The organism is Salinispirillum marinum, from assembly GCF_042650105.1.
GTDB lineage: Bacteria > Pseudomonadota > Gammaproteobacteria > Pseudomonadales > Natronospirillaceae > Salinispirillum > Salinispirillum marinum.
Genome location: NZ_JBHSAL010000001.1, coordinates 1315682 through 1337584, shown reverse-complemented (window position 1 = coordinate 1337584; position 21903 = coordinate 1315682). Strand labels below are relative to the sequence as shown.

At 53.8% G+C, this 21903-nt stretch carries 27 protein-coding genes; 5 read left to right on the top strand and 22 right to left on the bottom strand.

The window, feature by feature from the left end:
* Nucleotides 1-67: 67 nt before the first annotated feature.
* Together hutG and hutI are read right to left on the bottom strand one after the other, a co-directional pair.
* Complete coding sequence (gene hutG, locus ACFOSD_RS06275; RefSeq protein ID WP_380692531.1) at nucleotides 68-1054, bottom strand: formimidoylglutamase; 987 nt, start codon at nucleotides 1052-1054, stop codon at nucleotides 68-70.
* Nucleotides 1047-2264: an imidazolonepropionase gene (hutI, locus tag ACFOSD_RS06270; protein ID WP_380692532.1), complete on the bottom strand. Its 1218-nt coding sequence runs from the start codon at nucleotides 2262-2264 to the stop codon at nucleotides 1047-1049. The genes hutG and hutI overlap by 8 nt, the downstream gene beginning before the upstream one ends.
* Nucleotides 2265-2501: 237 nt before the next feature.
* On the opposite strand from hutI, the gene ACFOSD_RS06265 reads away from it, so the two are divergent.
* Nucleotides 2502-3038, top strand: a complete 537-nt coding sequence (locus ACFOSD_RS06265; protein ID WP_380692533.1) for a DUF2867 domain-containing protein — start codon at nucleotides 2502-2504, stop codon at nucleotides 3036-3038.
* Between the two features lie 43 nt (nucleotides 3039-3081).
* Here the strand turns inward: ACFOSD_RS06265 and ACFOSD_RS06260 are convergent, their stop codons facing one another.
* From ACFOSD_RS06260 to ACFOSD_RS06230, 7 genes are all read right to left on the bottom strand, one after another.
* On the bottom strand, nucleotides 3082-3468 hold the full coding sequence (locus ACFOSD_RS06260) for a VOC family protein (RefSeq protein ID WP_304995818.1): 387 nt from the start codon (nucleotides 3466-3468) through the stop codon (nucleotides 3082-3084).
* 18 nt (nucleotides 3469-3486) lie between these two features.
* Nucleotides 3487-4101, bottom strand: coding sequence for an RNA polymerase sigma factor (locus tag ACFOSD_RS06255; RefSeq protein ID WP_380692535.1), 615 nt, complete (start codon nucleotides 4099-4101; stop codon nucleotides 3487-3489).
* Nucleotides 4102-4106: 5 nt separating this feature from the next.
* Nucleotides 4107-4823, bottom strand: a complete 717-nt coding sequence (gene hutC, locus ACFOSD_RS06250) for a histidine utilization repressor (protein WP_380692536.1) — start codon at nucleotides 4821-4823, stop codon at nucleotides 4107-4109.
* A gap of 135 nt (nucleotides 4824-4958) precedes the next feature.
* The gene (locus ACFOSD_RS06245) at nucleotides 4959-5798 is read right to left on the bottom strand and encodes a class III extradiol dioxygenase subunit beta (protein ID WP_380692537.1); all 840 of its coding nucleotides are present in this window, start codon (nucleotides 5796-5798) and stop codon (nucleotides 4959-4961) included.
* Nucleotides 5798-6205, bottom strand: a complete 408-nt coding sequence (gene ligA, locus ACFOSD_RS06240; protein WP_380692538.1) for a protocatechuate 4,5-dioxygenase subunit alpha — start codon at nucleotides 6203-6205, stop codon at nucleotides 5798-5800. The genes ACFOSD_RS06245 and ligA overlap by 1 nt, the downstream gene beginning before the upstream one ends.
* Nucleotides 6205-7122: an amidohydrolase family protein gene (locus tag ACFOSD_RS06235; protein WP_380692539.1), complete on the bottom strand. Its 918-nt coding sequence runs from the start codon at nucleotides 7120-7122 to the stop codon at nucleotides 6205-6207. The genes ligA and ACFOSD_RS06235 overlap by 1 nt, the downstream gene beginning before the upstream one ends.
* 16 nt (nucleotides 7123-7138) lie before the next feature.
* The gene (locus ACFOSD_RS06230; protein WP_380692540.1) at nucleotides 7139-8164 is read right to left on the bottom strand and encodes an amidohydrolase family protein; all 1026 of its coding nucleotides are present in this window, start codon (nucleotides 8162-8164) and stop codon (nucleotides 7139-7141) included.
* 165 nt (nucleotides 8165-8329) lie between these two features.
* On the opposite strand from ACFOSD_RS06230, the gene ACFOSD_RS06225 reads away from it, so the two are divergent.
* Nucleotides 8330-9244, top strand: coding sequence for a LysR substrate-binding domain-containing protein (locus tag ACFOSD_RS06225; RefSeq protein WP_380692542.1), 915 nt, complete (start codon nucleotides 8330-8332; stop codon nucleotides 9242-9244).
* A 25-nt stretch (nucleotides 9245-9269) separates the two neighbouring features.
* On the top strand, nucleotides 9270-10172 hold the full coding sequence (locus ACFOSD_RS06220; RefSeq protein WP_380692544.1) for a ketopantoate reductase family protein: 903 nt from the start codon (nucleotides 9270-9272) through the stop codon (nucleotides 10170-10172).
* Nucleotides 10173-10192: 20 nt separating this feature from the next.
* On the opposite strand, the gene ACFOSD_RS06215 is transcribed toward ACFOSD_RS06220, so the two are convergent.
* The gene (locus ACFOSD_RS06215) at nucleotides 10193-11068 is read right to left on the bottom strand and encodes a LysR family transcriptional regulator (RefSeq protein ID WP_380692545.1); all 876 of its coding nucleotides are present in this window, start codon (nucleotides 11066-11068) and stop codon (nucleotides 10193-10195) included.
* A gap of 100 nt (nucleotides 11069-11168) precedes the next feature.
* On the opposite strand from ACFOSD_RS06215, the gene ACFOSD_RS06210 reads away from it, so the two are divergent.
* Nucleotides 11169-11855 carry a glutathione S-transferase gene (locus ACFOSD_RS06210; RefSeq protein ID WP_380692546.1) on the top strand — a complete coding sequence of 229 codons (687 nt, stop codon included), beginning with the start codon at nucleotides 11169-11171 and terminating at the stop codon, nucleotides 11853-11855.
* 12 nt (nucleotides 11856-11867) lie between these two features.
* Here ACFOSD_RS06210 and ACFOSD_RS06205 read toward each other — a convergent pair whose 3' ends face one another.
* The 3 genes from ACFOSD_RS06205 to ACFOSD_RS06195 all read right to left on the bottom strand — a co-directional run bounded on the left by ACFOSD_RS06205 (nucleotide 11868) and on the right by ACFOSD_RS06195 (nucleotide 14076).
* On the bottom strand, nucleotides 11868-12794 hold the full coding sequence (locus ACFOSD_RS06205) for a DMT family transporter (protein WP_380692547.1): 927 nt from the start codon (nucleotides 12792-12794) through the stop codon (nucleotides 11868-11870).
* 12 nt (nucleotides 12795-12806) lie between these two features.
* Nucleotides 12807-13700: an AEC family transporter gene (locus ACFOSD_RS06200; RefSeq protein ID WP_380692548.1), complete on the bottom strand. Its 894-nt coding sequence runs from the start codon at nucleotides 13698-13700 to the stop codon at nucleotides 12807-12809.
* A gap of 82 nt (nucleotides 13701-13782) precedes the next feature.
* Nucleotides 13783-14076 (bottom strand): hypothetical protein, encoded by a 294-nt coding sequence (locus ACFOSD_RS06195; RefSeq protein WP_380692549.1) that lies wholly within the window; start codon nucleotides 14074-14076, stop codon nucleotides 13783-13785.
* A 206-nt stretch (nucleotides 14077-14282) separates the two neighbouring features.
* Between ACFOSD_RS06195 and ACFOSD_RS06190 the strand changes: the two genes are divergently transcribed.
* On the top strand, nucleotides 14283-15575 hold the full coding sequence (locus ACFOSD_RS06190) for an MFS transporter (RefSeq protein ID WP_380692551.1): 1293 nt from the start codon (nucleotides 14283-14285) through the stop codon (nucleotides 15573-15575).
* Nucleotides 15576-15590: 15 nt separating this feature from the next.
* Here the strand turns inward: ACFOSD_RS06190 and ACFOSD_RS06185 are convergent, their stop codons facing one another.
* The 9 genes from ACFOSD_RS06185 to argH all read right to left on the bottom strand — a co-directional run bounded on the left by ACFOSD_RS06185 (nucleotide 15591) and on the right by argH (nucleotide 21747).
* A complete protein-coding gene (locus ACFOSD_RS06185) occupies nucleotides 15591-15713 on the bottom strand; it encodes a hypothetical protein (protein ID WP_380692553.1) in 123 nt (40 codons plus the stop codon).
* Nucleotides 15714-15783: 70 nt separating this feature from the next.
* Entirely contained in the window at nucleotides 15784-16677 is an 894-nt protein-coding gene (locus ACFOSD_RS06180) for a hypothetical protein (protein WP_380692554.1), read from the bottom strand.
* Between the two features lie 194 nt (nucleotides 16678-16871).
* Complete coding sequence (locus ACFOSD_RS06175) at nucleotides 16872-17060, bottom strand: transposase (RefSeq protein ID WP_449329090.1); 189 nt, start codon at nucleotides 17058-17060, stop codon at nucleotides 16872-16874.
* A 55-nt stretch (nucleotides 17061-17115) separates the two neighbouring features.
* Nucleotides 17116-17403, bottom strand: coding sequence for a type II toxin-antitoxin system RelE/ParE family toxin (locus ACFOSD_RS06170; protein ID WP_380692556.1), 288 nt, complete (start codon nucleotides 17401-17403; stop codon nucleotides 17116-17118).
* On the bottom strand, nucleotides 17400-17666 hold the full coding sequence (locus ACFOSD_RS06165; RefSeq protein WP_380692558.1) for a CopG family ribbon-helix-helix protein: 267 nt from the start codon (nucleotides 17664-17666) through the stop codon (nucleotides 17400-17402). The genes ACFOSD_RS06170 and ACFOSD_RS06165 overlap by 4 nt, the downstream gene beginning before the upstream one ends.
* Before the next feature lie 170 nt (nucleotides 17667-17836).
* Entirely contained in the window at nucleotides 17837-18082 is a 246-nt protein-coding gene (locus ACFOSD_RS06160) for a type II toxin-antitoxin system CcdA family antitoxin (RefSeq protein ID WP_380692559.1), read from the bottom strand.
* 181 nt (nucleotides 18083-18263) lie between these two features.
* Complete coding sequence (locus ACFOSD_RS06155) at nucleotides 18264-19016, bottom strand: endonuclease/exonuclease/phosphatase family protein (protein WP_380692560.1); 753 nt, start codon at nucleotides 19014-19016, stop codon at nucleotides 18264-18266.
* 547 nt (nucleotides 19017-19563) lie between these two features.
* A complete protein-coding gene (locus tag ACFOSD_RS06150; RefSeq protein ID WP_380692561.1) occupies nucleotides 19564-20346 on the bottom strand; it encodes an NRDE family protein in 783 nt (260 codons plus the stop codon).
* Nucleotides 20347-20349: 3 nt separating this feature from the next.
* Nucleotides 20350-21747, bottom strand: a complete 1398-nt coding sequence (gene argH, locus ACFOSD_RS06145) for an argininosuccinate lyase (RefSeq protein WP_380692562.1) — start codon at nucleotides 21745-21747, stop codon at nucleotides 20350-20352.
* Nucleotides 21748-21903: the final 156 nt, after the last annotated feature.

Genomic DNA, 21903 nt, shown 5'->3' with positions numbered 1-21903 from the left:
GGTGGATCATACCTTTGGCGTAGGAGCGCAGCCCCCTGCGCGAACATTCGGCCAGAGGGCTGGCCTCTTACTGGTTCAAGGTAGCCCAATGAATCAAGCGCGCAGCAACGCGGGCGGTGTGGTAGTCCACATCAAAATGCGGGTTCAATTCCGCCACATCGAGCAGGCGGAGCTTGCCGCTGTCACGGATGCGCCCAATCAACGGCTCCACCACATCCAAGCCAATGCCGCGTGGTGCGGGCGCACTGACACCGGGGGCGACGCTGGCGGGAAAGGCATCCAGATCAATGGTCAAATACAGGTGGTCGCAATTCGCCATAAAGGCATCCAACTGCTGGGTGATCTCTGGCAACTGGGTCACCGTCATAACGTGGTCTTCACGAACCCACACATTTAAGTCAGCCGCCCGCTCAAACAATGCCCGTGTATTGGCGGCGCGTGACACGCCCAAACACGCGTATTGAAACGGCCACCCGTGTTCTTTGCACTGTGTGGCAATTTGCAGAAAGGGCGTGCCCGACGATGCCTGCACGTCAAATGACCGAAGATCAAAATGGGCATCGAAATTAATGATGCCAATGCGTGGCGTGGCGCCAGGGCCTTCCATGTCGCTCAAAAACTGCGCTAACCCCAGCCATGAGCCAAACGCGACTTCATGACCACCACCCAACACGATGGGAAAATGGCCGTTCTGTAAGGTACAAGCGATGGTATGGGCCAGACGACGTTGCGCGCTGTCGAGGTCTTCATTCAGGCATTCCACATCGCCCACTTCATACACCGGGCTGGCATGATGCACGGGCAAATTGCCCAGTACCTTGCGCAGCACTTCCGGGCCTTCCTGCGCGCCGATGCGGCCCTGATTGCGCTTTACCCCGACGTCACTGGCGAAACCAATCACGGCGATACCCGGTTCGCTGTCCGCTTGTAAAGGCTGAACGACTTGATGCCACCGCTCGCTGTTCGGCTCAGCATCTATGCGGCCGCGCCAAAGGTTCATGAGCGGCCCACGGTCTACCGACACGCTGATCGCTTTATGTTGTCTTTTAACCATGGGTCACTGCTCCACGAAATACCCGTTGTTGCAACCGGCCGGGTTGTACGGTGCTGACCAATTCGTAGGGATTGCGCGCGCGCCAGAGACAAAAATCGGCGTGCCGACCGGGTGCAATAACACCCGCCTGTTCCGCCAAGCCCAATGCCTTGGCGGCGTTTTTCGTTACACCCTGTAAGGCCTCCAAGGGTGTTAAACGAAACAGGGTGCAGGCCATATTCAGCATAAGCGTCAGCTGAAAAATCGGCGAGGAGCCGGGGTTGCCATCGGTCGCCAACGCCAGCGGCACACCGTATTGACGCAACAGATCAATGGGCGGCACCTGCGTATCACGCAATGTATAAAACGCACCCGGCAACAAGGTCGCCACCGTGCCAGCCTGCGCCATTGCGCTAACGCCAGCTTCATCGAGCCATTCAATATGGTCAACCGACAGCGCCTGATAGCGCGCCGCCAACGCCGACCCACCCAGATTCGACAACTGCTCGGCATGCGCTTTTACGGCCAAGCCATGACGTTGCGCGGCCTGAAACACACGCTCGCATTGCGCTACCGAAAAACCAATGCCTTCACAAAACACATCCACCGCGTCGGCCAGACCTTCGGCGGCGGCTTGCGGTATCATCTGTTCGCAAATTAAGTCTATGTAGGCGTCGGGTTGACCGGCGTATTCAGGAGGCAAAGCATGTGCACCCAATAGCGTCGTGCGTATGTGAACCGGGTTTTGTTCGCCCAAACGCCGCGCCACGCGCAGCATCTTCAATTCGTCGGCCATGGTTAAACCATAACCGGATTTGATTTCCACCATGGTCACACCGTCGGCCATCAGGGCTTCTAAGCGTGCTTGCGCACTGGTGAACAATTCTTCTTCGCTGGCGGCACGCGTGGCTTTCACGGTACTGAGAATACCGCCACCTTGCGCGGCGATTTCGGCATAACTTACGCCTTCCAAGCGCTGCGCAAACTCATCCGCACGGTCACCGCCGAACACCAAATGCGTGTGGCAGTCGATCAAGCCTGGCGTCATCACACCTCCCGTACCCATCAGATCAGCGCTGGCAAGTTGAGAGGCTGACAACTCTGTCTTTGGCCCTACCCAGACAATGCGCTCTCCTTCCACCACGACTGCCATCGACTGGGTGTGAATCTGCACCCCATCGAAAAGGGTGAGGTCCGTCCAAAGACGTAGTGGATTGGTGGTGGTTGGCATCGGCGCTCTCAAGGGTCTAATCATTTGTATATACAATTGATCATCCAAGAGCAAAAGTCAAGGTTACGGTAGTCACATTTATAGGGAGTTCGTTTTGGTCGGTGGCCTAAAATTACATGGCAGTTTTTTCTACTAGCGGTGCATAATGCGCATGCGCTTAACAGTCGCAGATTAAGAACCTGCCACTTTTCCGCTCTCGAATGCGTTTCATTGCTCATTCATTTTCCAGAGTAAATTATGAAAAACCACCCGACTGAAACCGAAGTTCCAGCGAATAGCCGCATTGCCGAGCTCTTAGACGGCGCAAGCTTTTATGACGCATGGAGTATTAGGTCTACAGATGTGACGCTTTCAGCGCTTGATCATTTTATTGTTGCCGCGAAGCAAACACCGCGTTGGATTGATGCCTGCATGATCCTGCGCAATCGTTTAGGCGGGCTTGTTGGCCTAAAGAATCTTGGCACCTTGTCTGGGGTAGCAGCTGACAAACCAGCCTCAGACTTCGAGCCGGGCAGTCGCGTGGGTATTTTTACCGTTTTTGAAAGCAGGTTTGATGAAGCCCTGATTGGTGACAAAGACAAACACTTAGATGTTGTCCTCAGCATCCATCGTAGCGAGAGTCCCGATGGGAAGCACGTCACCATTACTGTTACGACGGTTATACACGTCAAAAATAGGCTTGGGCGCATTTATATGCTGCCGGTCAAACCCATGCATCGGCTGATTGCTCCGGCCGTACTTGCTGGGAAGATAAGAGCTGAGCAAGCGGCATGACAGGAAACCTATCTCGATAGGTTCCCTGTTGTTCCCACAAAATTTAGGACTTCAGCGAACGCGGCAGTTCACCCGACTGCCACAGTCCGAGGCCGAAACCATCCGGGTCTAGGAAATCTGCGCTCCAACCGCCAGGCGCCTCTGACACCGGGGTCACGATGGTAACACCGGCCGCCGCCAGTTCGGCAACAATGTCGTCGATTCCGCCGTCATCGACTTCAAACACGATGGCGGGCGTATCACCGCGCACGCCTTCCATCTCGAAGAAGATCAGGTCGAGGCCACTCTCCAAATGCCCTTGCAGCCAGAAGGGCTCGGCGCCCTCCATACGCTCAAGGCCAAGATCAAAGGTTTCGTTGTAGAATTTTTCCGTGCGCAGAATATCGCTGACGTAATAAACGATGCTGGCACTCTTGGGTTTGAAGCTCATAGGTTACTCCTCTATGGTTTATTCACCTTCTAGTTGCCGCCGAGTTCCCTTTTGTGAGCCACTAATAACAAAAAGATGTCCATCAGGATCATGACTGGCCAGAACTCCGCCCCGTTGAAACAGTTTAGACAACAAAGCGCCACGGAGGCGGCCGTAGGCTACACCTAATACTAGACCTGGCAATTCGGCAGGCATGGCTATGCCTTCTGCCAATATGTGGCGTTTTAGCGCAAGGATACGCTGGCGAAGCGCGGCATCGGTAAGGTTCAATAAGTAAGCTATTTCCCGCCGATTGTGACCGGATAAAGCCAAAGCGGCGACGGCCTTGAGTGGCGGAGTCAGAGTTTCTAGTAGCTCAGCAAGCTCATGGTATTCATCGGTAAAGGCGTCTGCTTGTGTCATCAGCCATTGGCTTTCACGGCCCTCTCTGCGAACGGTGCCACGCCGTGCCATACGCGCTTTGTTCTTTACCGTGCCGACCAGCCAGTTTCTGGTTTCAACGGCTTCAAAATCCGTAAGGCCAGTAAGGAAAGCCGCTAGAAAAGCCTCTTGTACGACGTCTTCCGCGTCACCCGCATCATGGGTGATCCGGTGTGCGATAGAACATAGCTGGGTATATTGGCTTGGGCGCATCAGTCTCACCCTCGCCGCACGGCAGAGCGCAGTTTATAGCGTGAACCTGGATGCAGCAGCCGCGCATAACTGATCAAGTGGTCGCCCGACCACGTACGGCGCGTCATTTGAAGGCAGGGCTCTTGCGGTGCTATGCCCAGCCATTCGGCGGCACGCCTATCAGGCAATACGGCTTCGACGATGTGTTCTAAGTCGGTGATGGGGCAACTGGATACCAGCACTTCGTTGGGGGTGTGTTTTGAGAAGTCGGTGGATAAATAATTCGGCACCCATCGTGGGTTGACGTAGCGCTCTTCCAACTGCACCGGTACGCCGTTCTCTTCATGTAGCAAGATGGTGTGGAATACCTCTGCGCCAAGGCGAACACTCAAGCGCAATGCCGTTTCGTCGTCTGCCGAAATGGCTTCGCATACCAACACCTGATTGCTGTAAACGTGCTGCCGTTGGCGCACTTCTTCTGCAATATTGGTTACTTCCAACAATGGCGACTCGGCTTTTTGGTCGGTCACAAAAGTACCCAAACCCGCTTGGCGAGTCAGTCGGCCTTCTTGCACTAAGTCTCGAATGGCTTTGTTGGCGGTCATCCGGCTGACGTCAAATTGCTTCGCCAATTGTTCTTCCGGCGGAATTTGGTGGTGCGGCGCATATTCGCCGGACTCAATGCGATCGAGTAGGTATTGTTTGATAACTTGATAGCGTGGGGCAGCCAAGGGTTTACTCATGCGGTCAGTGTTTGCCCAAAAGTATATACATTATTGGGACGCAGGAGGATAAATCGAGCCAAAAAACAACAAAAAAGCCGACACTGAAACTTTCTTCAGCGTCGGCTTTGCTGGCCTAGTTGCGATGTCTCTCGCTTACTTGTTTTCTAAAATAATATGTCCCACCGCGCAGTTGGACGCTGGCACATGGTAGAAGCGATAGCGTTCGTCGATGTCATCATTCAACGCGCCGCGCATGATCAACCACATGACCATTTCAATGCCTTCCGAGCCCGCTTCGCGCACATAATCAATGTGCGGCATTTTCGCCAAGCCTTGCGGGTCTTTCGTTAGGCCATCCAAAAAGGCGGTGTCGAATTCTTTGTTGATCAACCCGGCACGCGGACCTTGCAACTGGTGCGACATGCCGCCGGTGCCCCAGATCTGCACGTTCAGGTCGGCGTCGAAGGATTCCACTGCTTTGCGGATTGCTTTACCTAAGTTGTAGCACCGGTTGCCGGTTGGTGGTGGGTATTGCACTACGTTCACGGCCAGGGGGATGATCTTGCAGGGCCATTCTTCGGGCTGACCAAACATCAAGGACAAGGGAACAGTCAGGCCGTGATCGACGTCCATGTTGTTCACAATGGTCATGTCGAACTCGTCCAGAATGGCCGACTGGGCGATATGCCACGCCAATTCGGAATGCCCCTTAACCGTTGGCACGGGACGTGGGCCCCAGCCTTCATCGGCGGGTTGGAATTCTTCGGCACAGCCAATGGCGAAAGTCGGGATTAGGTCCAACGAGAACGCGGAAGCGTGGTCGTTGTAAACCAGAATAATCACATCTGGTTTTTCGTTCTTGATCCACTCTTTCGAAAACTCATACCCGTCAAAAATGGGTTTCCAGTAGTCTTCCTGGGTTTTGCCCAGATCGAGCGCGGCCCCAATGGCCGGTACGTGTGAGGTAGCTACCCCGGCGGTAATTTTAGCCATTATTGCTGCTCCGATTTACTGCGGTTGCCATCGGGTGAACGTCCACCGGCCACCATCATGGCGCGGTATTCTTCTTCGCTGACGCCAGTCATCGTCGAGGCCAGTTTCTGAAACGACAGACCATCGGTAGCACCGATCTTCGCCAAAAAGTAGATGTTACCGCCGAGGGCAATCATGCGATTGTAGTCCCGGTCGAGCACGGCTTGGCGTTGCTCTTCGGTCATGGGAAACTTCTTCAGATACGCCGCCTCGTCGGCGCGAAACTCTTGCCGCGCAGCGTCTTTCATCAGCGTCATGCAGAACTGATTAAGATGGAAGCCGAGGCGCGATTGGGTCGCGTCAAAAATAACGGTGCCCGGTATGTCTTTAAAGGCATCGTTATAGGCGCTGTTCTTAGCATTACTCATCACTTCACCTCTTCCGGCCAATATAACCGCATGGGGTTGTCGACCAATAATTTGTGCTGCAATTCGACCGTTGGCGCGATCTGGGGAATAAAGTCCACCAGCAAGCCATCGTCCGGCATATGGTCTTTCAGGTTCGGGTGCGGCCAGTCCGTGCCCCACAACACGCGATCAGGGAAACGCTCAACCAAATACTTAGCGAACGGCACCACGTCTTGGTATGCCTGCTGTTCGCCATTCAAAGCTTTCGGTCCACTGATGCTCAAGCGCTCGGGGCAGCTTACTTTCGACCAAATATTCTCGTGCTCGTCCATCAAACGGACAAACCGCTGGAACTCTTCACCGTCCACCGGCTTCGTAACATCCGGCCGCCCCATATGATCGACCACCACGGTGGTCGGTAGGGCAGTGAAGAAATCCCAAAGCTCTGGCAGGTCGACCGCTTCAAAGTAGATGACGATGTGCCAGCCCAAGGGCGCGATGCGTTGGGCAATCTCCATCAACTCCTCTTTCGGCGTGAAGTCCACCAGCCGCTTCACGAAGTTAAAGCGTACGCCGCGCACCTCGGCGGCGTCCAACGCATGGAGTTCCGCGTCTGAGATGCTGCGTTTCACGGTGGCGATACCGCGTGCCATGCCTTTGGAATGTTGCAAGGCATCGACCATGGCGCTGTTGTCTGCGCCGTGACAGGTGGCCTGCACCACTACGTTGCGCGCAAAGCCCAGATGGTCCCGTAGGGCGAACAGTTGGTCTTTCGACGCATCGCATGGCGTGTATTTGCGTTCGGGGGCAAACGGGAACTGATGGCCGGGACCAAACACGTGGCAATGTGCATCCACCGCCCCTTCGGGTACTTTAAATCGAGGTTTCGCGGGGCCTTCATACCAATTCAGCCAGCCGGGCGTTACTTCAAAGGTCATGATGTCGTCTCCTCGCTCACCGGCCTTGTTGCTTCAGTTTGGCGTCCAAACGCGGGAACACGCGGCGCGCGTTGCCTTCGTAGATCTGGTAACGCTGGTCGTCGGTCAAATCAGCGGCTTCGATGTAACGCTTAGTGTCGTCGAAATAGTGGCCGGTTTGCGGGTCGATTCCGCGCACGGCACCGATCATCTCGGAGGCAAACAGCACGTTCTTGGTGTCGATCACTTCCGTCAGCAGGTCGATACCGGGCTGGTGATACACGCAGGTGTCGAAATAGATGTTGTTCATCAGGTGCTGATCCAACATCGGTTTTTTCATCATGTCGGCCAAGCCACGGAAACGACCCCAGTGGTAAGGCACTGCGCCGCCGCCGTGCGGAATGATGAAACGCAATTCGGGGAAGTCTTTGAACAAATCACCTTGCAATAACTGCATGAACGCGGTGGTGTCGGCATTCAAATAATGCGCGCCTGTGGTGTGGAAACAGGCGTTGCAACTGGTGCTGACGTGAATCATCGCCGGGATGTCCAACTCCACCATTTTTTCATAAATCGGGTACCAATGGCGGTCGGTCAATGGCGGTTCTTTCCAATGCCCGCCCGAAGGGTCCGGGTTCAGGTTAATGCCGACAAAACCATACTCGTTGATGCAACGTTCCATTTCTGGGATACAGCTTTTCGGGTCAACACCCGGCGACTGCGGCAACATGGCAGCGCCGATAAAACGGTCGGGAAATAACTGCGATACGCGGTAGCACAGTTCGTTACAAATGGATGCCCACGTCGAGCTGGTTTCAAAATCGCCAATGTGGTGCGCCATAAAACTGGCGCGCGGCGAGAAGATCGTCATGTCCAGACCGCGCTCGTTCATCAGTTTGAGCTGATTGGTTTCCACAGACTCACGCAATTCGTCGTCGCTGATGTTCAAATCAGACGGCTTAGGACCGGAGCCGGGCTTGCCCAAGGCAGCCACCTGAGCGTTACGCCAATCTTCCAGTGCTTGTGGGGCGGTCGTGTAGTGACCATGACAATCGATTATCATGCAAAAGCTCCTGTTTATCATGAGGAAAGCGTGCGCTTGCGTCCGCATCCAAGGTTATACATGACATTATTGTTCTCCGATCGCACTACCTTCGCTACCGTTATGTCGCTCTATCAGCTATAACAGTTTGCGATACTTGACAACACACAGGATGGGTTCCTTCCCATGGACCTCAAACAAATCCATTATTTCGTTCGCGTTGCCGAATTAGGCAGCTTCACTCGGGCCGCCATCGATCTTGATATAGCGCAGCCCGCATTAAGCCGCCAAGTACGATTATTGGAAGTGGAATTACGCCAACCGCTGCTGATTCGCAACGGACGTGGCGTCACGCTGACGGACGCCGGTCAACGGTTACTGGAGCACGGGCGTGGCATTCTGTATCAAGTTGAGCGCGCCCGCGAAGACTTGTCGATGTTGCGCGGCGGGTTAACCGGGCGCATTGCTGTGGGCTTGCCACCCAGCTTATCCAAAACCATGGCGGTGCCCTTGGTGCGCGCGTTTAAGGAGATAATGCCAGAGGCCACCTTAGCGGTTAGCGAAGGCTTATCCACGGCCATGGTGGACGCAGTGATTGCCGGTCGGCTCGACATTGCCCTGCTGTACAACCCCACCCCATTGCCCGACATTGATTTAAGTCCGTTGGGTGAACAGGCGCTTTTTTTGGTGAAATCGGCCGCGCTGCAAGCCGACTTAACGACCGGAAACCCTGTCACCCTAGCCCGCTTGGCCGACACGCCACTGATCACACCCAGCCCACACAACGCCATTCGGCGGTTTATTGAAAGTGAATTGGCGAACATTAAACGGCGACCGAACATTGTGTTAGAGATCGACAGTATTGGGGCTATTCTGGATTTGGTGGCGGATGGCGCGGGTTCTGCCGTGTTGTCGCGTAATGCGGTCAACAGCCTTGGGGCTTCGCATTGCTTTACCATTCACCCCATTGTTGAACCGGAACTGCACATTAAACTCTTCCTCGCCACCAGCGCCCGCCGCCCTGCCACGCAGATGCAGAACACCATGATGCGGTTGATTGAGCAGGAAGTGACTCGGCATTTTCGCTATGCTGAACCCTGAACAGTTTTTTGCAGACGAGTAGATTATGAAAATCGCCCTCGTAGGAGCCGGTGCCGTCGGTTGTTATTACGGTGCCATGTTAGCGCTGGCCGGTCATCAGATGTTGCTGATCGGGCGACCAGCCTTTGTGGAGGCAGTTAGGGCACAGGGCTTAATACTGGAAAAAGCAGGCCAACGCATAGTGGCGCAGGTTGAAGCCACGACGGACCCGGCGGCAGTTGCTGGTGCCGACTGGGTCTTGGTGTGTGTGAAATCCGGTGATACCGAGCAGGCCTCACGAGAGATCGCGCCGCATCTCAGCGCACATAGCCACGTACTCAGCCTACAAAATGGAATTTCCAACGCCGCAACGCTGACCAAAATTCTGGCCCGTCCGGTCATGCCCGTGGCGGTATATGTCGCCAGCCGCATGAACGGTGTCGGCGTGGTGCGCCATGAAGGAAGGGGGGATTTAGCACTTTCCGGCCAGCATGCTGCCGAGATCGCCACGGTACTCAACGCGGCAGGCATTCAAACACAGGTGTCCGACGATGTAATGGGGGCACTGTGGACCAAATTGGTCATTAACTGTGCCATTAATCCTCTGTCAGCCATCACCGGGTTGCCCTATGGAGAAATGGTGGCACAGGATGGCATACCGCAACTGATGGAAGACGTCGCCCGCGAGGCAATCAGCGTGGCGCAGGCCGAAGGCGTCACGGTGCCAGACAGCGTATTCGAGACCATTCGCAGCATCATGGTCGCCATGCCCGGTCAGTTTTCTTCCACCGCACAGGACCTGATGCAAGGCAAGCGCACCGAAATCGACTATTTAAACGGTGAAATTGTGCGCCGGGCTGCAAAACATGGCATGGATGTTCCGATCAATCGCACCCTAACGTTGCTGGTGAAAAGTGCCGAACGCCGTGGTGGCCAAAAACCTCTATAAGCCTGCATTGGCGTCGCTTATTAACCCCCCGAACCTGCAATCACTTCCCACAACGCCAACAAATTCGGCGACGGCGTACGCGCTTTCGGGTACGCCAGCGCCGAGAAGAAGTGAAACGGTGTATCCGCCACATCCAGTTCGCACAACTGCTGGCTAGCTAAGTCTTCGGCAATTACGCAGCGCGGCAGCAAACCAATGCCGAGGTCCGTAAGCACACAGCGGCGCACCACTTCAACGTTTGAAAACGCTTGCCGCGGCACCAAGGCCAGCCCCTGTTGCCGACAATGCGCTTCAACCGTTACCCGGTAGGTACAACCCTGTTCCGTGCTTATCAGCGGCTCCGCCAACACCTCTGCTAAGGCCCAGGTTCCGGGCCGAAAACGCGTTGGATGGCAGAAGAAAATGACCTCTTCGTCAGCAATGTGCTGATAACACAGGTCCTCACGCTGTTGCTGTGCCACCAGCACCGCTGCATCCAATTCACCGCGCTGGAAGGCCGTGTCGTAGTCGAACGGTTCATGCGTGAGCAGCACTTCGATGCCGGGATGGCTGGTCTGTAACGCTTGAATATAAGCAGGCAGCCGATAGATGCACATGGAACTGGGGGCAAAAATGCGCAGTGGCCCTCCCGTGCGTTGCGCTAAGTGCTGCGCCTGATGCTGAATATCGTCGTTCAGTTGCAACCATTGCCGCAACGGCTCGATCAAAGCACGGGTTGCCGCACTGGGTAAGACGCCACGCCCAACCGGCTCAAACAGAGTGACACCCAGTTCCGCCGACAGTTCGCGCAATTGGGCTGAAACGCTGGATGGCGCGAGATGCAAATGACGGGCGGCGGCTTGCACACTGCCCAGTTCCACCACCGTGAGCAGGCTACGGACTTGTCGAGGTGTCATTCAATCAATATTCCGAATGGTTTATGCAAAATTATTCGCTTTTATTGTTTTTGTCACGGAAATATTCTGCACAGGAATCCACCACATCAATGAAGCTCTTATGGAACTGGTCATCGCTTACAAAAATTATTCGTCGTGGTCTTTGCGTCCATGGTTATTGATGCGCGTTGCGGGCATCGAATTCGACCAGCGTCTGCTGCCCTTTGCGCACAGCGACGCCTTAAAAGAGTTTGCCGCGCAACATGACCTGCTGCCACAGGTTCCCGTGTTGCTTGATCAGTTGCTCGACCAGGAGCACGTCATTTGGGACAGCCTGGCCATTGCCGAGTATCTGGCGGAGCAGTTTCCGGAACGCGCCTTGTGGCCAGCCGATGTTACTCTTCGCGCTCTTGCCCGCAGCGCCAGTGCGGAAATGCACAGCGGTTTTATGGCCCTGCGGCAAACCTTCCCGATGAACTGCCGCGCCCAGAAGCAAGCACCCACTCACCTCATAACCGAGTCTGTGCAGCGCGATTTGAACCGCTTGGCGGTGCTGTGGGCACGTTTCGCGGCAGCGAAAGCGAAGCATAATGCAGAAGGGGCATTTTTATGCGGCGCGTTCAGCATTGTGGATGCTATGTACGCTCCTGTTATGTGGCGGGTAAGGGGTTATGGCTTAACCGTATCGGACGATTTCGTGGCGTGGAGTGCAGCCATGTATGCGTTACCGGAAATGCAGGAATGGCTGGCAGCGGCACAGGCAGAAACCTGGAGCATGCCGCAGTATGATCAAGTGGGCGGGGCATAGCGCCCCCCAACTTCAACGCCGCCGCAGCACACTGGCCAGTAAAATACCGGCAATGATCAGCCCCATGCCGAGCCAGTGAAAACCGACCAAACGTTCACCCAAGAAAATACTCGCCAACACCAAGCCCCACACCGGGATCAAGTGAATCGAATTACTGGCCCGATTCGCACCCAGCATCTGTATACCGCGATTCCAAAACAAAAACGCCAACACCGACGCAAAGAAACCGACATAACCCACACTGATCAACGCCGTGGTGTTGAACACCATGATGCGTTCCTGCACAAAGTGCTCATAGAAGAAAAAAGGCGACAGCACAATCCAGCCCACCACGGCCGTGAGGGCAAAAAACACCGTGCCATTCAGTTCGGCCGGGCGTTTACGCAGCAAAACCGAATATAAGGCCCACGCGATGACAGCGGCCAGAATCCATAAATTCCCGGTACCGCCTTGCAACAACACCTGCAATGCCAACGGATGACCTTCCGTCACAATCACCACCACACCCACCAGAGACAATAAAATCCCCAAGACCTGCTGCGTACTGACGCGCTCACCAAACAACGCCCACGAAAAAATCAAAATCATCACCGGGCCGGAAGACAACAGGAGCAAAGCGTTGGTCGCCGTGGAGGTCTGCAAACCCAAATACACAAAGGTATTGAACACACTGACGCTCAACACCGACACCAACAGCAAATACCCTTTATGCTGCCAAAGCACCGCCCGCACCTGCCACAGCCCGTGGGCCGCAAAGGGCATAATCACTGCCATCGCCAACACCCAGCGCCACCATGCCAGTGCGATGGGCGGAATGTCCGCTGCCACCGCACGGCCCAGCACAAAATTACCGCCCCAAAATAAGGTGGTGGCAGCCAACAGAAACCAAGCGAAACCGACTGAGGTACTTTCCGAGTTTTGCGCTAACGGCTGGGTCATGGTGCAAACTCCTTAAAGAATGAACGCTAAAACAACAGGGATCACCAACAAACTGCCGATATTGCCTGTTAATACAATGGACGCTACGAGATGCGGTTCCTGCTGGTAGCGTTCCGCAATCATATAATTCAAAACGGCCGGGGGCAGGGCACCAAACAAAACCAAGTAACCGAACTGGGTCGCATCGAGTTGCAAAAATGGCTGCAGCAATAGCGCAATCAAAATGCCACTCACCGGCGCTAATAACGCGCCCCAGGCACCGATCTTCCAATGCGTGAAGTCGATGGTGGTCATGCGCACGCCAAGGGCAAAGAGCATCAACGGAATAGCAATTTGGCCCAGCATATCCACTGCCGTTTTGACGGGCGTTGGTAGGGGCAACTGCCAAACACTCCAGACCAAACCCGCCAGCGTCGCCGCAATCATCGGCATCCGCAACATCCGAAACAGTTTGGTTTTGTGGTCCATGATGTACGCGCCCACCGAAAAGTGCAGCACATTTTCCACCAAAAACATCACCACCGCCGCTGGCAACGCCGCTTCACCAAACGCCAGCACCATCAAGGGAATGCCCAAATTCCCACTGTTGTTGAACATCATCGGTGGCAAGAATGTTTTGGGTTGCACACCCAACCAGCGGCATAACGGCCACAGCAACAAACCAGACCCCAACACCACCACCATTGCGCCCAGGGCCAAGGTGGAGTACGTCGGCAAATCAAAGGATTCTGACGACATAACCGAGAAAATAAGCGCCGGCACGAACACATCAATGTTGACCTGATTCGCCATCGCCATATCCGTGGGGCGACGTCGGGCATAGATAAAACCCACACCCACAATGATCACCAGCGGAAATACCGTGAAGAAGATGCGCTCAAACAGCGAGAGGCCGACGATATCCAAGATGTACCCTTAACAAACAACGAAGGAAAGACAGAATGTCAGATAGCGGCGCAAAGGCCATCCGTAGAACTACGGTTTTATCTTACGGCTTTGAACGTCGCTTAGTGGATAACGCCCGAATACCCAAACCCGCCAAAATAATAGGCGACAGTAAAATAAAGAAGATAAACAAGCCCGCCAGCACCGCCAGGAAGCCCAAAAACAGGGTAATCACAATGGAAAAGGCCATGCCCAATAACGGCATCAACACCAAGAAAAACAACGATACAGCACCCACAACCGCACAAAAAATCACCAAAAACCGCATGCCCGGTGAAAGCTCCGAGCTACGCACGGTGTATTGGACTGTGGTTTCTTTTGGCTTGTTCGAATCCATGGTTGGCCGCCCCATTGCTGCACTCATTGTGTGCACATCAGCATAAACTTAACCCTGCGACTTGTCATCTGCGCGTGGCGAACTCTGTACATTTGTTCGACAACGCGTGCAAAAAAAATCCGTACGAACGGCCAACATGGTCGCCAAAGTGTGGTAGTTTCCTGTTTTGACCATAGACTTAAGAACGCTGCGTCTCGGAGACCACCATGCCCCGCTATCTCGCGCCCTTGTTGGCGCTGTTCACCGGTGTTGCCGCCTTATTGTTGGGCAACGGGCTGCTGAATACGCTAGTTACCTTAGCGGGCGAATACCGTGGGTTTTCAACCACCCTGCTGGGCTTGCTCAGCTCCGGGTACTTCATAGGTTTTTTTATCGGCATCTGGCTGGTGGTGCCCCTAATTCGGCGCGTCGGCCACATTCGCGCCTTTGCCTTTTGCGCCGCCATGGCCGCCGCCGCCAGCCTTATTCATACCCTCATCGCCTACCCAGCCGTTTGGTTTGTGTTGCGCGTACTCTATGGCATAGCACTGGTTTCCCTGTACGCCATCATCGAAAGCTGGCTCAACGCCGTGGTGCCTGCCGAGCAACGCAGCAAAGTATTTTCGGTGTATATGGTCATCAGCTTGGGGGCCGTCGCTTTAGCGCAGCAACTTTTGCGCATCGACAGCCCGGCGGCCTATACCCTATTCGTGCTCGCCGCCGTATTGATTTGCCTGGGCATGCTGCCGGTTACCCTGACCCGGCTCACCCAACCGAATAACCTCACCCTACCCACCTTCGACTTCCGTGTGCTGTGGCGCGGTTCGCCCGTCGCCGCCGCAACGTCCGGATTCTCTGGCTTGGTGCTGGGGGCATTTTGGGGCCTCGCCCCCGTATTTGCAGCCCGCACCGGCATGGACGCCAGCGGCATAGCCGGCATGATGAGCGCGGCTATTATTGGCGGCATTGTCGGGCAAATTCCCTTGGGTTATTTTTCCGACCGGCACGACCGGCGCGCCGTGTTGGCTGGCATGATGGCCGCAGCGGTGGCCTTGTCCGTCCTTATGTTGGTGCTCCCCGGCACGCCGTGGATATTTATCTTTATGGCCTTGTGGGGCGCCATGAACTTTGCCCTGTATCCCATTGCCATAGCCCTCATGGTCGACCACTTAAAACCGGAGGATATTTTGTCCGGCTCCAGCGGCTTGTTGATGATTTACGGCATCGGCGCCGCAATCGGCCCAATCATGGCCGGGGTATGGATGGGTTGGCAGGGGGCCGCCTCATTACCCGCCTATTTTGCGGTGATGTTATTTGTGTTGCTGATGGTGTTGCTGTTCAGCATTCGCCAAACCCCAGACGAAGACATCGACACGCCCGGGCATTTCTCCCCCATGTTGCGTACCACGCCTCAAGGCTTGGAAATGATGGAAGATGTACCGAATCAGGAAGATTTGGACGACGCGCCTGCGGATGACGTACTGCCCGTGGAGGATGACTTGCCAGCGGAGAGTCGGTGATTTGTCTGGGTGGTGCTATTTGCGCTTGTCTTGGTGATCTTGAAAGGCGTCACTGAATGTTACCGGCAGAATACCCGCTGGCATGGCCACCAAGCCTATGCCAGCGATGGCAGACAACCCAGCAAGGATGCGCCCCATCACCGTGACCGGCGTCCGTTTTTATTTGGCAAGTTCACAGTCCGATAACATGCGTTTGTTAGGGCTATGTTTAGACGGTTTGAAACACGTCATATATATTTGTCTCAATTCTAGCGTGATGTTTGTAATTGCCACGACATGCCAAATCGGCGAAGTGTTTTTCACACACTACGATATCCGCATAGCACGTGGCCGGGACTAATCCAGCCCAATCTTCAAGGTCACTATGCTTGGGCTTATACTGTGGGTTCTTGAGCACCTGCTTGTGGAGATGAATGTCTAGTTTGCGAGTAGGTATGGAGTTCATAAATGACTTAATGCCACTTTTTCCCCATGATTCAATATCAGAATTCGGGATTTTATGCTTACTCATCACTATATATAAAGGTTCTGTGATGTCAGCCATGGATAATGCATAAATCCAATCTTCCCACTTGCCCTTTTCAAGATCTTCTTTCTTTTCGTGGATCGAACGCAAATGGTTCGCGAAATTGTTGCGATGCTCAGCGCTTACCCCACCATGGATTGGAGGAATATCATCCATGCCACATAACATCGCCTCATCAATTTTTTCTGGAAACATAGCAGCAATCGGATTATCTAGTTTCTCTCCAAAAGCATGGGCTATACCTCGACCCAAATACGAAGGCCTTTCAGAATTGACGGCGTATCCTTTATTGGCAAATGCTACTTCCAACTCCCAGCACAACAGTTCCTTCAGAGATTTCGTAGTTATACCTCCCGAATACTCCCACATCACCCTTCCTAGCCTGGCTCGACGCTTGTTATCTTTTATCCTAGCGAACTCCAATATGTGTATCGCCGATAAAGGAAATATAACCCCGCAATCACGTGCTGCATCAATCTCCCTTAATAACTGTCGTGCACGATCAGATGAGTCCTTTCCATTCCTGATTCGTGCGAGTTCAATCCACTTATTTTGATCGAGGTATACAACAGTCAAAGCGCCTCCTTAAGCCCTAACGAGGCTGTAGAAAAACTCATCGGACACATGCCTGAGCATCTCTACACCCTAAAAGTTCTGGGCCATCAGCAGTTTGTCGTCGATGACTCCGTTTCAATGTTCTGGTTCCAGCATAGCCACTTTTGTCGTATTTGGCTTCATTGGAAGCCGTTTTCATGGCGTATCGGGCTGCTTTACTGGCTCAGTCGTCCGTATCGCCCCAGTTTCTCAATGTTGTGCACCATGCAGTACAACTGCCAATGGCCTTGCACCTTGTCTTTACCGCGCAAGCTGAAGTGGTTGAGTCTTTCGTTTGTACCGATGTTGCCGAACACCGGCTCCACCACCGACATTCGGTGCCCGCCTTGTGCCTCAAATCTAATGCTTACTCTGTGCATTCAGGTGAGTCGTCGTAACTGAGTAATTCCATGCATGTTGTTATATATTTTTCTCATTCTCTTTGTGATGCCAAATTCTTAATATATAGATGATTTCATCCGTGATCAGGTAACGTGCCATATAGTTACCTATATACAGATCGCGTACTAGCTCAGGGTCAGATGATTTCAAAACGGGAAGACCAATTTTAGGAAACTGTTTTAGTTTATCGAACGCCTCTTGAATATCTATTGCAATGCGACGAGCTGCAAATGGATTCTTGGCCTCTACAAATTCAACCACCCTACTGAGATCCTCGACGGACTCAGGTGAATACCTTATCTTCATGGCTTAGGTGGTGACTTACGATTGCCCGTACCCCAGCTGTTCAGCCAGGCATTAACATCTTGTTCGTCAACAGAATTACCCGCCTTTACGGATTCAAGCGCCACAAGGGTATCTTGCCACCTTGCATCTTCCATAGACTGCCGAGCAACAAACTCTTTGATTGCCTGATTGATGATGTAGTTCTTACTTCTATCAAGCCTTTTAGACAGCACCTCCAAGGAGGAGTCGACATCTTCAGCGATTCGAATACTTGTAATGCTCATGACAACACCCTCAGTGTAGCGACATGTATTACATGTTAGTACAGTCAATGAAAGATGGCTAGAGATCGTTTACACCAACGTATCGCAGTCAAATATTGGGGGAGACATCCTAAACAGTGGCGCGATGACAGGGGGTGTTCAATTCGCTGAGAAGATTTCGAAGAGAGCCCTCAAAAATAACGGTGCCGTGCAAGAGGTAAACCGTGAGCTTCAACGTATGCGTTCGAACTGGCCAGAGCACCGGCATTTTCTTTCAACCATGCCTCTTGTTTATGCAGTTTCACAGTCGCCGTGACACCTGCTTCAGCGGATTGTGAAACATTGGTATCTAAGGCTTCAACTTCTTTGAGTAGAGCACTGTCTACTGACAGGTTCGCTGGTTTTCGGTTGCCTTTCGTAACTTCAACAGCTTGCATGGCTTAGTCCTCGTGCGGAACGAACGCCCACATATTATGCACACCTTACTTGGGCATCAAGTATGCAGAGTGACAGGTCTTGTCTTAGGCATTAAGGAATATTTGGATTCAATAACGCCCGGCTCACGCGCCGGTTTGGAGCCGCGAAGCGGCGGAAAATCGGTCGCTGTGCAGCCGATTGTTAACTGTTGGTGCTCAGTGTCAGCGGCACATGGTCACTTATTGAAATCCACTCGTCGTGCTGACCGACCTGCAAACTACATTCTTCTGGAAAGTCTGACGAGGTGAAAACATAGTCAATGTGATAGGCCTTCTCGGGGTTCCGATGCAAGAAAAATGTCGGGCTGGTCTCATTGCCCTGTTCTTCCTCGAAAACTCGATGATACTGACTCTTGAAACCCATCTCGCTGAGCTCAGCAACTACGTCAGAGTGATTCCACCAGCGGTCCGGCTTATCCCAGCGCACATTGCTATTAAAATCGCCGAGAATAATTGTCTTTGGCCCGCCAAGATCGTCACGGTGAATCTGAAGATACTTCCAGAATTGCCCCATGTAGCCAAATGCTTCTTCATTGCGTCCCTTCGTCCAGACGGCCAGCACGGTTAAATCTCTGTTGATAGTGAAAGGGAGAAAAAGCCTCAGATCTTCCGTGCTCCAATTCAACGTTTCACTTTTGCTGAGCAGCCCAGGGACGGAAAAGCTGCCACTCCAATCTAACTTTTCAACTCGATGGCCGTTTCGGGGAAAAATACCGATGCCACGATTTTTTGACTCGCCCACCCACAGGTAAGAACCGGCCCACTCTCTATATGCGGGAGTCGATAGCGCGGGGTCTTCACACTCCTGAACCACCAAGACATCAGCTCGCAAGCTATCTGCTTCTGCAAGCTTTCGTCTGAGTGCTCCATTACAGTTCCAAGTTACGACTTTCATAGGTAGAGACAGTTAACAGTTTTATTTCTGCGCATGCGCGCTTTTCTGGAACATTGAACTTAAAAAAATCCGCTAACATACTGATATTTTTAGAGTTTCCACAACGATACAGCTCAAGCTTCGTCAGTTTAACAAGCATGCGCGTTAATCTGGCCGAGCGGTTGTCTCAGTGTGTGCATAAACACGGCGAACGAAACTCTACCCCTTTGTTTTAAAAGGTATTTCTGGAAATCTGCGCAGAAAAACGCGCAATTCATTGGGTTCAGCTTAGCAGAAAAACACGCAAGTGCCCGCGAAAAGTCATTTTCGGTATTAGGGTGGTGCCCAGTTAAGGCAATGGACGTAGGGGTATGCCTCAAGGCGCGATCAATTGCGACAGCAATAGACACCGCCGCTAGGCGCCCGTAGGGCGAGAAAAATGCACAAACATTTTTCTCGGTAACTCCCGGCCTGCCGTGGAGCGCCGGAGGCATGCGCCGAAAGTCCATGCCGGGGCGTTTGTGCGGTGTTCATGGATGGATTTCCGCCTGCGCGGAAATGACTGCGCTTACCAAAACCCGTGTAGGCGAAACGTTTTACCCGGCAGGGGCGCGCTGCCCGGTTCATGCACCAGCGTTTGCTCGTGAACGTCTGCCGTGCCATCGGCACGCACCAACAAGCCGGTTTGGGCGCGGGTAGCGTATTCCGGCAGGTCAATGCATTGCGCCGACAAGGCCCGTTCCCAAGGTAACGACAACCCCGTTTTGGGTAACTGATCGTCCTCGGCTTTTTGCCGGGAAGAAAGTAATTGCGCGAGGTCACGCACATCGCCCGCATCCGGCAGATGTTCCCGCATGCGCTGGGCTGCACTCTGGGTTTTCGGCCATGCGATGTCTAGCGTTCCGTTGCTGAGTGCATAAATGCCAGGACTCAGTTGTCGTACATCCGGCGTATGGGTGCTCATGTACCACAGGCCGTTGGCATCGCCCACCAGCAAATTAAAGCCATGATAAGCATCGGCTTCTTGCTTGATGTCGGTCAGCACCTTGGCAACGGGAGCGCGTTCCAACAATGCACGCAGCACAACCTGCCCGCGCGATGGGCCATTTTTCTCGGGGGCCGGTAACTGGCGCACATTGGTCAATGCCGCAAAGCGGCCGGTATTCGGCCCGCGCGCCATGATACCCATCCAGGTGCCACCCGCCTGTTCGTCGCGCCCGGCCAGTAACTGGGGGTGGGCTTGCCAATAATGCATAGCGGCGGTGGGGCGGGCCAAAAACTCATCCCGATTCGCCGCCAACAACAGCGGAAAGTCGGGATGTTGCTGATAGGCAAACGCCAACAAGCACATGGGTTAACCGCGTTCGGCAATAACGGTACTGGCGCGAATAACAGCCGCCCGCACCTGGTTGGGTGCAGTGCCACCAAAATGGTCGCGCGCTGCAACCGAGCCTTCCAGTGTCAGGACATCAAATACATCGTCTGCGATGGTGTCGCTGAATTGCTGCAACTCGGCGAGGCTCATTTGGCCCAAGTCTTTACCACTCTGAATGCCGTAAGCGACCGATTTGCCCACCACTTCATGCGCATCGCGGAACGCCATGCCTTTTTTCACCAGATAATCGGCCAGATCCGTCGCGGTTGAGAAGCCTCGAATGGCCGCTTCACGCATGTTTTCGCGCTTCGCCTGAATGTGCGGCACCATGTCGGCAAAGGCACGCAAAGAACCGCCGAGGTTGTCGACCGTATCAAAAATGGGTTCTTTGTCTTCCTGGTTGTCTTTGTTGTACGCCAAGGGCTGCGATTTCATCAGCGTTAATAAGGACACCAAATGGCCGAAAATCCGCCCGGATTTGCCGCGCACCAGTTCAGGCACATCGGGGTTTTTCTTTTGCGGCATAATGGATGAACCGGTGCAGAAACGGTCGGGCAGTTCGATGAAATTGAACTGGGCCGAGGTCCAGAGCACCAGCTCTTCCGACATACGGGACAGGTGCATCATGATCAACGAGGCGGCGCTGGCGAATTCAATGGCGAAATCGCGATCGGACACACTGTCCAAGCTGTTTTCAGTGGGTCGGTCAAAACCCAGCAGTTCGGCGGTATAAAAACGGTCTATCGGGTAGGTTGTACCCGCCAGTGCAGCGGCACCCAAGGGCAGAATATTCACCCGCTTGCGGCAGTCCACCAAGCGCTCGTAATCGCGGTTCAGCATTTCATTCCAGGCCAGCAAGTGGTGCCCGAACGTCACCGGCTGGGCGGTTTGCAGGTGGGTGAAACCGGGCATGATGGTGTCGGCTTCTTGCTCGGCCAAGGTGATCAGGCCCGTTTGCAAGCGGGTGATTTCGGCCAACAAGTGATCAATTTCATCGCGCAGATACAGGCGAATGTCGGTGGCGACTTGGTCATTGCGCGAGCGGCCGGTGTGCAGTTTTTTCCCCACCGGGCCAATTTTATCGGTCAGCGCCTTTTCGACGTTCATGTGTACGTCTTCCAGCGCCACGCTCCATTCAAAGCGGCCTGCTTCGATATCGGCTTGCACGGCGTGCAGACCCTTGACGATGGCATCACGCTCTTGCTGAGTCAGTACGCCAACCTTTTCCAACATGGTGGCATGCGCAATCGAACCGGCGATATCTTGTTTGTATAGGCGGCGGTCAAAGCCGACACTCGCCGTAAAGGCGGCTACGAAGGCGTCGGTGGATTCACTGAAGCGGCCGCCCCATTGAACGTTGGTGTGTTGTTCTGCCATGCTGACTCCAAAGTTGAAGACCCAAAATCGAGCGTAAAGGGTACTGGAAAGCGTCCAGCGAATATACCTCCCGCATCAGGAAAATTGCCTGAAAAAGCGGTACTGGCGCACATTTGCCATGCTTGCGGATTGGCCTGCGCAATACAACGCGCTATG